The sequence below is a fragment of the Paraflavitalea soli genome (assembly GCF_003555545.1).
GTDB classification, from domain to species: Bacteria; Bacteroidota; Bacteroidia; order Chitinophagales; family Chitinophagaceae; genus Paraflavitalea; species Paraflavitalea soli.
In genome coordinates this window covers 5,354,562-5,368,102 of record NZ_CP032157.1, presented here as the reverse complement: position 1 = coordinate 5,368,102, position 13,541 = coordinate 5,354,562, and the positions used below count along the sequence as shown (strand labels likewise).

At 47.7% G+C, this 13,541-nt stretch carries 11 protein-coding genes, 1 tRNA gene and 1 riboswitch; of the genes, 3 read left to right on the top strand and 9 right to left on the bottom strand.

All coding sequences use genetic code 11. From position 1 onward, the window contains the following. Nucleotides 1-57: 57 nt before the first annotated feature. From D3H65_RS20105 to D3H65_RS20085, 5 genes are all read right to left on the bottom strand, one after another. Entirely contained in the window at nt 58-2,454 is a 2,397-nt protein-coding gene (locus D3H65_RS20105; protein WP_119052029.1) for a T9SS type A sorting domain-containing protein, read from the bottom strand. 273 nt (nt 2,455-2,727) lie between these two features. After that, on the bottom strand, nt 2,728-2,922 hold the full coding sequence (locus D3H65_RS20100; protein ID WP_119052028.1) for a hypothetical protein: 195 nt from the start codon (nt 2,920-2,922) through the stop codon (nt 2,728-2,730). Between the two features lie 126 nt (nt 2,923-3,048). Then, nucleotides 3,049-4,398 carry a ribosome biogenesis GTPase Der gene (gene der, locus D3H65_RS20095; protein ID WP_119052027.1) on the bottom strand — a complete coding sequence of 450 codons (1,350 nt, stop codon included), beginning with the start codon at nt 4,396-4,398 and terminating at the stop codon, nt 3,049-3,051. Between the two features lie 17 nt (nt 4,399-4,415). Then, nucleotides 4,416-5,285 (bottom strand): GTPase Era, encoded by an 870-nt coding sequence (era, locus tag D3H65_RS20090; RefSeq protein WP_119052026.1) that lies wholly within the window; start codon nt 5,283-5,285, stop codon nt 4,416-4,418. A gap of 120 nt (nt 5,286-5,405) precedes the next feature. After that, a tRNA-Met gene (locus tag D3H65_RS20085) sits at nt 5,406-5,477 on the bottom strand. A gap of 80 nt (nt 5,478-5,557) precedes the next feature. Between D3H65_RS20085 and D3H65_RS20080 the strand changes: the two genes are divergently transcribed. Continuing rightward, nucleotides 5,558-6,400 (top strand): alpha/beta hydrolase, encoded by an 843-nt coding sequence (locus D3H65_RS20080; RefSeq protein WP_119052025.1) that lies wholly within the window; start codon nt 5,558-5,560, stop codon nt 6,398-6,400. Nucleotides 6,401-6,490: 90 nt separating this feature from the next. Here D3H65_RS20080 and D3H65_RS20075 read toward each other — a convergent pair whose 3' ends face one another. Then, complete coding sequence (locus D3H65_RS20075; protein WP_119052024.1) at nt 6,491-7,201, bottom strand: head GIN domain-containing protein; 711 nt, start codon at nt 7,199-7,201, stop codon at nt 6,491-6,493. A gap of 35 nt (nt 7,202-7,236) precedes the next feature. Further along, nucleotides 7,237-7,959: a head GIN domain-containing protein gene (locus tag D3H65_RS20070; RefSeq protein WP_162915734.1), complete on the bottom strand. Its 723-nt coding sequence runs from the start codon at nt 7,957-7,959 to the stop codon at nt 7,237-7,239. Nucleotides 7,960-8,135: 176 nt separating this feature from the next. Beyond that, a riboswitch (TPP riboswitch) is annotated at nt 8,136-8,253 on the top strand. A gap of 66 nt (nt 8,254-8,319) precedes the next feature. Here D3H65_RS20070 and D3H65_RS20065 point away from each other — a divergent pair. After that, on the top strand, nt 8,320-10,752 hold the full coding sequence (locus D3H65_RS20065; protein WP_119052022.1) for a TonB-dependent receptor: 2,433 nt from the start codon (nt 8,320-8,322) through the stop codon (nt 10,750-10,752). Between the two features lie 113 nt (nt 10,753-10,865). Beyond that, nucleotides 10,866-12,074 carry a DUF6807 domain-containing protein gene (locus D3H65_RS20060; protein WP_162915733.1) on the top strand — a complete coding sequence of 403 codons (1,209 nt, stop codon included), beginning with the start codon at nt 10,866-10,868 and terminating at the stop codon, nt 12,072-12,074. 97 nt (nt 12,075-12,171) lie between these two features. On the opposite strand, the gene D3H65_RS20055 is transcribed toward D3H65_RS20060, so the two are convergent. Both D3H65_RS20055 and D3H65_RS20050 read right to left on the bottom strand, forming a co-directional pair. Next, nucleotides 12,172-12,777 (bottom strand): Crp/Fnr family transcriptional regulator, encoded by a 606-nt coding sequence (locus D3H65_RS20055; protein ID WP_119052020.1) that lies wholly within the window; start codon nt 12,775-12,777, stop codon nt 12,172-12,174. Between the two features lie 9 nt (nt 12,778-12,786). Beyond that, on the bottom strand, nt 12,787-13,386 hold the full coding sequence (locus tag D3H65_RS20050) for a Crp/Fnr family transcriptional regulator (protein WP_119052019.1): 600 nt from the start codon (nt 13,384-13,386) through the stop codon (nt 12,787-12,789). Between the last annotated feature and the right edge of the window lie 155 nt (nt 13,387-13,541).

Genomic DNA, 13,541 nt, shown 5'->3' with positions numbered 1-13,541 from the left:
CGAAAAAAAATCCTCCTGCGATTGCGCAGGAGGATTTTCGTGTATTGTTGCCGGTATCTATTGCTTGATAAACCGGATGGTGCTTGTTTTTTCGCCAGATTGCAGATACCCTGTTACCTGGTAAGTGCCGGCTGGCAGGGTGGCCAGGTTCATCCAGATCTCCTGGTTGCCTGTTGTAAGTGTGTGCACCTGGTTTTTGATGCTGCGGCCATATATATCGGTGACCACCAGCTGCATACTCACTTTTTCGGATGAGGTGATGTTGAGGCGTGCCCGGTTGGTTACCAGGGTAGGCATCATGGAAGTGATCACTACACCCTTGCTGCCATTCATAATAGCCACAATCTTGGTAAGTTCACCAGAGCCGTCTATATCTATCATGCGCAACCTGTAATAAACAGTGCCACTGGGAAGTGCGTTGTCGGTAAAATCATAGACCAGTTTTTTATCAGCGCCGGCTACTGTACCGATCACGGAGAAGTTGGTGCCGGTAGTGGACCGGAGTATCTCAAACTTTTGTGGTGTACTGTTGTCGGTGATAACCCAGTTGAGCTTTGCAGTACCGCCGTCCTTGCGTGCTGTAAAGCTGGTAAGGTAGATGGGGGTAACAACCAGTGAAGTATAGGCAAAAGTAAAAGGGCTGAAGCTGGAGAGGTCTTTTGTTTCAAGACTACCTGTTGTGGAATTACCGGGGCTGAGTTTCGTGCCCCTGGCATCTGTCCAGCTACCTCCGGTATAATGGGCTACTACCAGTGTGTCGGTGGCGCTGGCGCCTGGTACGGCTCCTGACAGTGTGAGGCGAATGACTGCATCACTACCGGATACACGACTGATATTCCAGTATTGCTGATTTGAAACACCTGTAAGCGGGGCTTGTACGGTCAGGTCGCTATAAGCGGTACCGAAATATTCGGCTGAATATTCGGATGTGGTGGCCGTGGCAGGCTGTACTTCACATTCCCTGAGGGCGCCGCCTTTACCAGTGGGGAATTTGTAATACTGGTTGGAAGCTGTAGCCCTTCCAACGGGACCATTGACATAACCACTGTTGGAAGCTCCATTTACGACCAGCGGATCGCTGAGGTCGGTATTCTTAATGGTCAATACGTTGGTGGAAGTGGTGGTCAGGTTGCCTTTGCCGGCTGTGTTCCAGCTGATCTTACCTACCGCCAGGGGCGTGAGCAAGGTGGCGCCGGCCGTATTGTTGAGCCGCAATACAACCTGGTTGGTGGAGTTATTGATGCTACCGGCAGCGGAAGAGATATTCTGGTTGGTGGTGCCATTCAGTTCTACTACAAAGAGATCGCTCACTGTGCTTACGGTAGTATTCAAACAACCAAAGGTGCCACCGGATTGATTGAAATTGCCTTTTACACTCAGTACGGTAGGCTGTGTGACCGTTCCTATATTGTTGCGCAGGTTGAAGGTGCCGCCTGTTTGCACATAGTTGCCATTTACCTGCATGGCATAGCTGAAGCCCAGGTTGGTTCCACCCAATGTTACAAAAGCATTGGGGCTTATTTCCAGGTTGCCCAGGATAGTATAGTTGACAGGATTACCGTTGCTGCTGGAGCCTATGAGCATGTTGGCATTATTGGTATTGAGCACCTGTAAGTTGCCGTTGATCTGCAGGCCGTTGGGAAGCAGGAAAGAGGTAGAGCCCGATGAAACGGATGGACAGTCGATCACCAGGTTACCGATGCCCTGACCGGTGGCGGGCAAGCCGACGTTGGGGCCGGCAAATACGGTACCGGTTACCAGTATGGTCGAATTGGCGTGCCAGGTAGCTCTTGGTACGATCCCGCCGCTTCGTGCGACCCAATATTGGGAGCCATTCTCAAAATACATGTATGCCGGAACGTTACAATCAAAGTAGGTGAAATCATTGGCCAGCTTAATGGTACCATTCACTCTTACGAGGTTGGTATAAGTGGTGGTAACGGGAAACCGTGCATAGGCAATTCCGGCTGCTAACGGGGTAGGAGTGGTGACAGCAGGTACGCCAAAAAAACTCCAGGTACCGTTGATCAGCCCTTGTGAGTTATTGGCAAAACGGGTAATGAACTCAGTACCGGCTGTAGAACAGCTATCTTCCAGGGTGCTACCGAGGTCGACCTGCAATGCCGGAGCAGCTACGCTGGTGCTGAACAGTGTAATGATACTGCCCACTGCAGGCGTGTACAGCCGGGCAGTAGCATTGTTGGTTACGGTGAGGGAGTTGAGGTTGATAGAAGTAAGGTCTACATTCACCAGGGCATTTTGATTAAAAACAGCATTGTAGGTATTGCCATTGGGGACATCAATGCCAGGGCTTCCGCCGGGACTGTTGGACCAGTTGTTGGGATCGTTCCAATTGGCTCCGGTGGGGAGGCCAATCCAGTATTTTGTTTGTGCGTTGGTGGAGGTGGCACAGTACAGGCATACTGTTAATAACAGGTAGAGGTGCTTCATCATTGAATAGTTTTAACAGGCGTTGAATAATGTTACCAGAAATGGTAAACACAGGAGATGGATTCCAGAGGTTTAGTGAGCATTGGGGTGATTTGGAGAACCAATATAGTCAATAATTTAAAATATTGGGCAAGTTCTGAGCGGTATGATTGTCGGATGATTAATTATGATATATGTCCCGGCAAGGCAGGAGGAATGACGCCTGTAGGCATAAAAAAAGCCTCTCATAAGAGAGGCCAGCTTCGTGCAAATAGTTTAAGTATTTTGCCGGGGCTACTATTTCTTGGTTGTGTCTACTGCAGGCTTAGTAGTATCAGCAGCGTGAGCTGTAGTGTCTACAGGAGCAGGAGCAGTAGTGTCAGCAGCAGGAGCAGTAGCAGTAGTATCTGACTTTGCTTCTTCTGCAGTACCACCATCGCTACAAGCTGTTAAAGAAGCAGCGATAGCTAAAATTGCGAAAAACTTTTTCATTTGGAATTGCTTTTTGAGTTTGATTGAGATGGGCGCAAAAGTAATACCTTTTTGCTATTATGCAAATATTTTGATAACTGGCACTAAAATTTTGATTTACTTCCTGTTAGCTGGCGCCGGTTTGCCCTATTTCTTACGGAAGAACAGGCGTACGGGCACTCCTTTGAAATTGAAATTCTGTCTTAGTTGATTCTCCAGGTAGTTCTTATATGGTTGCTTTACTTCGTCCGGATAGTTACAGAAGAAGGCAAAAGAAGGAACATGTGTGGGCAACTGGGTCACAAATTTGATCTTTATGGAGTTACCGCGCACCACCGGGGGATGGTAAGATTCGATGGCTTTCAGCATTACCTCATTTAGTTGGGAGGTAGATATCCGGCGTGATTTGGTGTCAAATACATCCAGGGCCAGTTCAATGGCCTTGTGGATACGGAGCTTGTCTTTGGCCGAGATAAACAGGATGGGTACATCATTGAAGGGGGCAAGGCGTTTTTTAAGCTGCTCTTCGTAATCCCTGGCCGTATTGGTCACTTTCTCCATCAGGTCCCATTTGTTGACCAGGATAACGATGCCTTTCCCTTTCCGTACCAGGAGGCTGAATATATTCAGGTCTTGCGCAGTAATGCCTTTTTCAGCATCCAGCAACAGCATACAAACATCTGCTTCATCCATGGCTTTGATAGCCCTGATGACCGAGTAAAACTCCAGGTCTTCATGTACCTTGGTCTTGCGGCGGATACCCGCCGTATCGATCAATACAAACTCTTTCTGGAAGAGATTATAGTGTGTGTGAATGGTATCGCGTGTGGTGCCGGCAATATCGCTTACGATGGTACGTTCCTGTCCGATCAAGGCGTTCAGCAGGGAGGATTTACCCACATTCGGTTGCCCGATAATAGCAAATTTGGGTATGGCCGGAGGGGCCGGCACTGCTTCACCATCCTCTCCCATATAGTCTTCCGATTCCGTAGCAGGCTCTTCGGGGATGAGGGCGGTAATAGCGTCCAGGAGCTCTCCGCTGCCGCTGCCGGTCATGGAAGAAATAAAGAAAACATTGTCGAAGCCCATTCCGTAGAACTCGGTGGCTTCCAGCATACGGTCTGGATTGTCGACCTTATTCACTGCCAGGAATACCGGTTTGGAGGTGCGGCGCAATACATCGGCCATTGATTCATCGAGGTCGGTAATGCCGGTGGCGGCATCACCCATAAATATGAGGGCATTGGCTTCTTCCAAAGCGATCATTACCTGCTTGCGGATCTCTTTCTCAAATATATCTTCACTTTGTGCTACAAAACCGCCTGTATCAATTACGTTAAATGATTTTCCATTCCAGTCAGCCACACCATACTGGCGGTCGCGGGTTACACCACTAACATCATCCACAATTGCCTTGCGTTGTTCCAGCAAGCGATTAAAAAATGTACTCTTCCCTACATTGGGTCTTCCTACTATTGCTACCGTAAAACCAGCCATATCTGCTACTTAAATTTTTAATGATAACCGTATTCTTTCAGCATGAAATCGTTGTCTCTCCATTTGGGCTTCACCTTCACAAATAATTCCAGGAACACTTTCTGTCCTATAAATGCCTCGATATCCTTCCGCGCATCTGTTCCCAGTTGTTTGATCATCTTACCACCTTCGCCCAGCAGGATCGCTTTTTGTGATTCGCGCTGTACAATGATATCGGCTACGATCTTTACCAGGGTTGTTTTCTCTTTGAATTCCCGCACAATAACGGTGGTATGGTAGGGTATTTCGTCTTTGAACAGGTAGAATATCTTTTCCCTGATCATTTCGCCTACAAAGAACCGGGTGGGCAGGTCGGTCATTTCATCTTCTGCAAAGAAGGGTTCCCCTTCGGGCAGGTATTTAACGATGGTTTGTAACAACTCATCTACCTGCAATCCTTTCAGGGCGGAAAGACCTACTACTTCTTTGGCGTACGGTTTGGACCGGAAGAAGTTGAAGACTGCTTCCTTTTGGGTGGCATCCACCGTATCCAGCTTGTTGATGGCTACAATAACGGGCGCCTTCACCTGGATGGATTCAAAAAGCGCATTCACTTCTGTCAGGCTCTCTCTTACATCCAACAGGAATACGGCCACATCGGTATCTTCTTTGGCCTGTTGTACCGCATGCATCATTTTCTCCTGTAACTTGTAGGTGGGTTCAATGATGCCGGGAGTATCGGAAAAGATGATCTGGTATCCGGGAGTGGTGACGATGCCCTTGATGCGGTGGCGGGTGGTTTGCACTTTGGGGGATACAATAGCGAGCTTCTCGCCCATTAAGGCGTTCAACAACGTGCTTTTGCCCGCATTGGGGCGACCAAATATGCTTACAAACCCAGATTTCATAAAGAATGCAAAGGTAATGAAAGGTTGGCGGTAGAAGGAGAGTAAATATGATCCCTGCCGTTGTATCCGGCCAAATAAAAAAGGGATCAGCGTTTTGCTAATCCCTTGATCTTTCTTTAGTTGCGAAGCCAGGGATCGAACCTGGGACCTTCGGGTTATGAGCCCGACGAGCTACCGCTGCTCTACTTCGCGATGTGGATTGCAAATGTACGCTTTTTCAGTTTACTTCCAAATATTGATTTACTTTTTTTACAAATCGTATTTTCAGGGTTATGAATAAGATATCAACTATAATCGCCATAATTGCACTGGTGGCTTGTTCGGCCAAGACCAAACAACAGCAGGATAAATTGTATTCGCGCCACCTGCAGCGCAGTGTGGAATTAACCATTATCAATACGCCCCTGCCGGATGATAAGTCGCAGCTCAACCTCCTGTTGCTGAATGACGGCCAGGAAGTGGCCAAACTGCGGGTGCAGGCAATTGTGGACAGCCTGTACCGGGCCAAAGCCATCGCACCGCTGGTAGTGGTAGCTATTCATGCCGGCGACCGCATGCAGGAATATGGTGTGGCGGACAAGCCGGACTATGAAGGCCGGGGCAGCCGGGCCGGATACTATGATGCCTTTGTGAACAATGAGCTCTATCCCTTTATCAAAAAGAAAACGGGGGTGCGGAAATTCAATACGGTGGCCATCGCCGGCGCTTCCCTGGGTGGTTTATCGGCATTTGATATTGGTTGGAACCATGCTGATAAGATCGATAAGATCGGTGTATTCTCCGGCTCTTTCTGGTGGCGTGATAAGAATACCACTGATAGTTCTTATTCGGACGACAATAACCGGATCATGATCGCCAAATTGAAAGCATCGCGCAAAAAGCCTCAACAGCAATACTGGTTTTATGCCGGTGGGGCAGAAGAAAATTCAGACAGGGACAAAGATGGGATCATCGATGTGGTGGATGATACAAAAGATGTAATAGCACTCGTGCAAAAGAAAGTGACCGCACCAGGTGCTGTTGTGTATAAAGAAGTAGCGGGTGCGCACCATGACTGGCCTTACTGGAGTGCTGTGCTGCCCGAATACCTGGTATGGGCCTTTGGGGCTAAGTGACAGCAATAAAAAAAGCGTCAGGTGAAAACCCAACGCTTATATACCTAATATATGTGAAAATTGAAAACGAATTGGTAAGGAGCGGCGTGGTTAACCTCTCTTCGATACGTTGCTGGCGCCGCTGGTCCTCAGATCGCGGATAACACCATCTCCTCTATAATGTACGCCACTGGCGCCGGAAGCGCGGGCGTTCAATTCTTTGTTGACCGTTACTTTGATGTCTGAAGCACCGCTGGCTTCTACATTGCAACTGTCGGCCTGGAGATCGAATCCTTTAAAATCACTGGCGCCGTTGGCGTCTACCCGTAGCGTCGTTACCTTACCATCTACCACGGCATCTGAAGCCCCGCTAAGGTTTACATCCAGCACATTGGCTTCAATAGTTCCTTTGAAATCACTGGCGCCTCCCATGGAGATAGCCAGTTCATTGGCTTTGAGGGTACCGCTTACGATCACATCGCTGGCGCCGGTGGCAGTCAGTTTATCAAGTGTTTTAAAAGAAACATATACTTTGAGTTTCTTATTACCTTTCCACCACTTCATATCATCATCATAAGAGATCTTCAATACACCATCTTCCACTACTGTTTTAATGCGGTCCCTGAATTCGGGTTTGACAGCACTTACTGCTAATGCTTCTTCGTCTGATTGTGATAAATACAGGTCGATAGCATTGGTGACCCTAATGGCGTGGAAACTGCCGACGGTACGCGGTTGGGCATTATCATCATTGATCACCTGCTTCTGCGCCATCAGCGCTACCGGGAGTATCATCAGTAAAAACAATCCTATCTTTTTCATCGGTTGTTGCTTTGCAAGGTATTTATGGATACAAGTTACCCTTTTTTCACGGAGCCGCCGCTGCTGGTCCTGATATTGCGGATGACGCCTGTGCCTTTGTAGGAAATATAACCACCGCTGCTGGCCTCTGCACTCATTTCCTTGTTCATGGTGAGCTGTATGCCGGCTCCGCTGCTTACATCTGCATCACAATTGTTGACCGTCAGATCATAGCCATGGAATATGCTGCCGCTGCTGCCATCTACGTTGAGGGAACCGGCAGTACCAGAAATATTCACTACTGATCCACTGCTTTGGTCTACAGCGAGGGTGGTGAAATTCACTTCTCCTTTGAATACGCCGCCACTGGAAACATCCAGGTCGAGCTTGCCGCCTTTGAGGCCACCTTCTACATGTACGCTGGCGCCGGAATTAATATCCAGTCCATCAATGTTTTCTATGGATACATAGGCTACGGGATTTTTACCCCTGGTGCCGCCGCCATTCTTCCAGAACTTCAGCGTTTCCTGTTCGTAGTAGATCTTTAATACACCATTTTCTACCCTGGTGATGATCTTGTCGCGGTACTCTTCTTTGGTGGCGCTTACTGCTACTGCCTCGGTACCCTGGCTTAAGTATACTTTGATGCCGGTAGATACTTTAATGGCATGGAACCCCGATACTTTTCTTACCTGTGCCATGGGGTCATTCACTTGTTTCTGTGCGAGGAGCACCAATGAGAACAGGAGGCTTATACTGAACAATCCGATCTTTTTCATAATTAGCATTTTAGAAATAGACTGAGTAATTTTTTGAATGTTGCATTGGCTTTGGCAGCTTACTGCAACTGCATTCTCTATACTGGTGTGACGGATAAGGGTGAAAGAATGTTACAAATTCTTTAAAAAAGTTTTTTTGCCTGTATCTTTGCACCCTCTTTGGCCAAAGAGGTTTTTTCAGATTCCCGGGGTGCTTTTCCCGTTTTCCCTTTAATAGGGCGGAAAAGGCTGAGATTATACCCGTAGAACCTGACCAGGGTAATGCCTGCGCAGGGAAGGTAGGTCCTCTTCTATTGTCTACACTTCGCTTTCGCAGCATTTTCTCTTAAATCATTTTTTCCACTCAAAATCTTTACGAAGATGAAAAAAATGCTTTTGGGGATTTGCTACTTATTGATTTCCCATGGGTTATCGGCTCAGCAAGTTGCGGGCCACGTAACCGACGCTTCCAACGGGGGCCCCGTAGCATCGGCCACCGTAGAACTATCGAATATCGTCACTGTAAGCACCAATGCATCGGGGCGATTTGTTTTCAGCAAGATCAAACCAGGACGGTACACCCTGCGGATCACCAGTATCGGGTACCAGTCTGCAGAAACCACCGTATCACCGGGCGATTCGGCCATTACCATCAAACTGAACCGGTTGAACCTCTTTATGCAGCCGGTGGAGGTACGCGCCATCCGTGCCGGGGAGAAAGCCCCCTTTGCCAAAACCGACCTTACTAAAAAAGAGATCGATAAGGTAAATACGGGGCAGGACCTGCCCTTTATCCTGAACCAAACGCCTTCGGCTGTCGTAAGCTCCGACGCGGGCAATGGGGTGGGGTATACCGGTATCCGCATTCGCGGTACAGATGGTACCCGTATCAATGTTACCCTCAATGGCATTCCCTATAATGATGTGGAATCGCAGGGTAGTTTCTTCGTTAATCTCCCGGATTTTACTTCTTCTGTCAATAATATACAGATCCAACGGGGAGTAGGTACTTCTTCGAATGGCGCGGGCGCATTTGGAGCTACCATTAATTTAAGCACCAATGAAGCCAATACGAGTGCTTATGGTGAGATCAATAACAGTGTCGGCTCTTTCAATACCTGGAAGCATACCATCAAAGCAGGTAGTGGACTGATTGACGATCATTTCACCATCGATTCCCGGTTGTCGAAGGTAAGCAGTGATGGATTTGTAAACCGTGGCGCCAGTGACCTGCGCTCCTTTTACCTCAGTGGCGCTTACCTGGCTGAGAAAACATCGGTTCGCCTGAATGTTATTTCCGGTAAGGAAAAAACATACCAGTCGTGGAATGGCGTGCCGGAGGCCAAGCTGACTGGTGATGAAGGCAAACTGATGGAACATTACAACAACAACCTGGGCACTTTGTATTATACAAAGCAGGATTCTGTAAACCTGTTCACCTCCGATCCGCGTAAGTACAATTACTTTACGTATGGCAACCAAACGGACAATTACCAGCAGGATCATTACCAGTTGTTTATCAACCACGAATTTTCATCGAGGTTAACGGTCAATACGGCTTTCTTCCTCACCAAAGGGAAGGGGTATTATGAAGAATACAAACCGCAGGAGAAGTACAAGACTTATGGATTGCCGGATTATGTGGTGGGTGGTACCACTTTTACAAAAACAGATTTGATCAGGCAATTGTGGCTGGACAATGATTATTTCGGACAGGTGTTTTCTGTACAGTATAAGAGCATAGCGGATCAGTTTACCGTAGGTGGTGGCTGGAACAGGTATAATGGTCGCCATTTTGGTGAGATCAAATGGACGCAGGCAGGCGGTGTTCCCAATGACTACCGCTGGTATAGCCTGGAGGCTTTTAAAACAGACGTGAATGGCTATGCCAAATACCAGCATACTTTTTCACCGGAGTGGGAAGTGTTTGCCGACCTGCAATATCGCCGGGTATTGTATGATATAGGTGGCTTCCGTAAAAATCCCACGCTTAAAGTGCGCAACACGTTTGACTTCTTCAATCCTAAAGTGGGGGTTACTTATACTGCCAATAATTACCAGGCTTATATTTCTTACGCACAGGGTAATAAAGAACCCAACCGCGATGATTTTGAAGCAGGGGTTAACCAGCAGCCCAAGCCGGAGAAACTGCACGACTTTGAAGCAGGAATTTCAAAGAAGGCCAGTCAATATGAGTGGAGCGCCAACCTGTATTATATGTTGTACAAAGACCAACTGGTGCAAACGGGTAAGATCAATGATGTGGGTGGCAATACCCGCACCAATGTAGACAACAGTTTCCGGATGGGTATTGAACTGCAGGGAAGAATGCGGTTTACGCAATGGTTGCAGGGCACTGCGAACATTACCCTCAGCCGAAACCGTATCAAGGATTTTACGGAGTACTATGATGATTATGACAATGGCGGACAAAAAGCAATACCACACGGCAATACGGACATTGCTTTTTCACCGGCTGTGGTGGCAGGCGGCAGCCTCAACTTCCTTCCTGTAAAGGACCTGGAGATCAGTTTGCCGGCCAAATATGTAGGTCGCCAGTACCTGGACAATACTACCAATAAGCAACGCAGCATCGATGCTTATTATGTACAGGATGCCCGGGTGATCTATACCTTGCGGAAGATCTTTGTAAAGGAGATATCCCTCATTGGCCAGGTAAACAATGTATTTGACCGTCAATACAATTCCAACGGGTATACTTATAGTTACCAGTATGGTTCCCTGATCACGGAGAATTTTTATTTTCCCATGGCAGGCACCAATTTCATGGTGGCTGTGAATATAAAGCTGTAATAGATATATAGAAGAACACTTTATAACATGCCACAGTTTAACCTTTCAACTGGTTATGCTGTGGCATTTCTCATGTAAGTTTTCAGTACATTTAGGTCATATCCCCCATGCGCATGAAAGGAATACAAGTGTTATGCATAGTGAGCTTACTATTTTGCCAACTTTTACAGGCACAAGAGCGCCCCTTCACCATTGAAGTGCAGGCCGGCAAATATGCCCGTTACAATACACCCATACAGGTAAACCTGCCAAAGCCAATTCGAACAAGCGCCTGGTATTCCATTAAAAACACCAAGACGGGCAAGTCGGCCATTGGCCAATTGCTGGACAGTGTAACGCTGGTATTCATATTGCCTGATAGCATGGGGCCGGGTATGCGCAACACCTACCTGGCGTCGAAAAATATGACTAAAAAGACGCCGGTGAATGCAGTTACTGTTGCGCAAAGAAAGGAGGGTTTACAGGTAAGCGTTAAGGATAAGCCTCTGTTCTTTTACCATACACAGGAGGCTTTGCCGGCTGGCGATAGTCCCTATTATCGTCGCAGTGGGTTTATTCATCCTTTGAATAGTCCGGGTGGACAAATATTGACCGATGGTTTTCCGGTGGGGCATACCCATCAGCATGGGATCATGAATGCCTGGACCAGGACTACTTTCCGAAAGGAGTTTGTGGACTTCTGGAACCAGCAATCTAAAAAGGGTACAGTAGAACATATAGAGGTGAGTAAGGTGAAAGAAGGGCCTGTGGTGACTGAATTAAGGGTAAAGCTCCGGCACAGAAGCCTGCTGCACGGAGAGGTATTGCGCGAGATGTGGGTGATCAGGGTGTATCCTTTCCATGATTATTATTTGTTTGACCTGATATCTGAAGAGCGCAATGTGACTACGGATACACTGATCCTGGAGAAATACCATTATGGCGGTTTGGCCTTCCGGGGGAGCAGTCACTGGAATGACCAGGATAAAAAGAATTACCAGGGTCACTGGAACATCCTCACGAGTGAAGGGTACCGCGATTCCCTGGCCAACCATACCCATGCCCGCTGGGTAGATGCTTCAGGCGCCATTAACGGGCAGGTGGCCGGTACTACGGTATTTGATCACCCGGTCAATTTCCGGTACCCGCAGCCCATCAGGGTGCATCCTACGATGCCTTACTGGGTGTATTCGCCGGTAGTGGATGGCGCATTTACCATCAATCCCGGTACCTGGTATCGCTCACAGTACCGCTACTATGTACATCAGAACGCGCCGGATACTGCCACCATCACCAGGTTTGAAAAGGATTGGGTGGTGCCGCCGGATGTGACCGTTAAATAGTCCGGAAGTCAGTAAAGTCCGTAAGTCGGGAAGTAATACAGTAGCCTTAGGGTTTTTCTTCCGGACTTTCCGTCTTCCGGTCTTCCTGACTTGCCTTTTACTTCTTCCGCAATAAATGTTTTAATCTGCTGAAGGTTTCCGGCTTGATATTGAGGTAGGAGGCCAGTATCTTCTGTGGCACGCGCTGCAGCATATGGGGGTGATTGGTAACATAGGCCAGGAAGCGTTCACGGGTGGTCATCTGGAGTTGCTCATAATAACGAATATCCTTTTTGATAAACATCTGGGTGATCATGGCGCGGCCCAGTCTTTCTACGCTGACTGTCTTTTTCAACGCCAGCTGCAGGTTATCGTGGCGGATAGAGATCATGACTGTTGGTTCCAGTGCTTCCAGGATCAGGTCGGAAGGCTTGCGGACATGGAAAGATATTTCTGATTGTACAATATGGCCTTCGGTAGCCAGCTGCAGGGTAGCTTCTCCTTTTTTGGTGTGGATGTATTTACGTATCATGCCCTTCATGACAATATTGAGGTAATCATCTACCTGGCCCTGTGCCAGGATGATGGCCTTTTTGTCGAAATAACGTAATTCTAAGTAGGGTGACAACAGGTCAAATTCCTGGCGGCTCAACTCCATAAATCGCTGGAGGTAAGCAAATACATGTTCCAGGTAACTTTTAATATCCAATTTTCTCTCTCTCATGCAATGGGGTTAGTGAGGGGCAGGTGTTTCTGCAATCTTTTTAGATAAATGATGCTTTAACCGGCTAAAAGTTTCAGGTTTAATATTTAGATAAGACGCCAGATATTTCTGTGGCACGCGGCGGAAAAGATCAGTATTGTCTAAAACGAACCTCACGAAGCGTTCTTTGGTGTCGTACCGTATCCGGTCCAGCTCCCAGTATTCTTTTTGCAGAAAGAGGTCGGTGATGAGCAGGCGGCCCAGTGATTCCATCCGGGGATACTGGGCATATAGGTTCTCCAGCTCTTTTTTGTGGAGAGAAAGTAATATGGATTGTTCGATGGTTTCAACGGCATAAGCGGAGGGCTGACCGGAAAAAAAGGATACCGAAGAGCATATCAACTCGCCCTCACGGGCCAGCTGGGTGATCACCTCCTGGCTGCCATTATAGAAATATTTGCGCAGCAGGCCCTTGGTGATAAAATGCAGGTAATCCTCCGTTTGACCCGGCTCCAACAAGCGTACCTTCTTATCATAGGAGCGCACTTCCATGGCTTTCGTGAGCACGGTGAGCTCTTCGGGGGTAAGGGTAATAAAACGGCCAATATACTTTTGTAGCAAGTTCAGCATAATCGCAAGTTAAAGTTTATCATATATACTAAAAACGCCCCCAGGCCAACTTGCACCCATTTCCCGGAAAAATACGTGGAATTACGTAATGAACAAGTCGGGATAACCATACTGTACCTCCCTGCCTCCCGAATATGAGACAAAAGCGCTTTGTG

Coding starts and splice junctions, on each gene's coding strand:
- D3H65_RS20050 (WP_119052019.1), bottom strand. CDS start 13,386: ATGCTGAACTTGCTACAAAAGTATATTGGCCGTTTTATTACCCTTACC.
- D3H65_RS20075 (WP_119052024.1), bottom strand. CDS start 7,201: ATGAAAAAGATAGGATTGTTTTTACTGATGATACTCCCGGTAGCGCTG.
- D3H65_RS20055 (WP_119052020.1), bottom strand. CDS start 12,777: ATGAGAGAGAGAAAATTGGATATTAAAAGTTACCTGGAACATGTATTT.
- D3H65_RS20080 (WP_119052025.1), top strand. CDS start 5,558: ATGAATAAGATATCAACTATAATCGCCATAATTGCACTGGTGGCTTGT.
- D3H65_RS20100 (WP_119052028.1), bottom strand. CDS start 2,922: ATGAAAAAGTTTTTCGCAATTTTAGCTATCGCTGCTTCTTTAACAGCT.
- D3H65_RS20060 (WP_162915733.1), top strand. CDS start 10,866: ATGAAAGGAATACAAGTGTTATGCATAGTGAGCTTACTATTTTGCCAA.
- D3H65_RS20070 (WP_162915734.1), bottom strand. CDS start 7,959: ATGAAAAAGATCGGATTGTTCAGTATAAGCCTCCTGTTCTCATTGGTG.
- era (WP_119052026.1), bottom strand. CDS start 5,285: ATGAAATCTGGGTTTGTAAGCATATTTGGTCGCCCCAATGCGGGCAAA.
- D3H65_RS20065 (WP_119052022.1), top strand. CDS start 8,320: ATGAAAAAAATGCTTTTGGGGATTTGCTACTTATTGATTTCCCATGGG.
- der (WP_119052027.1), bottom strand. CDS start 4,398: ATGGCTGGTTTTACGGTAGCAATAGTAGGAAGACCCAATGTAGGGAAG.
- D3H65_RS20105 (WP_119052029.1), bottom strand. CDS start 2,454: ATGATGAAGCACCTCTACCTGTTATTAACAGTATGCCTGTACTGTGCC.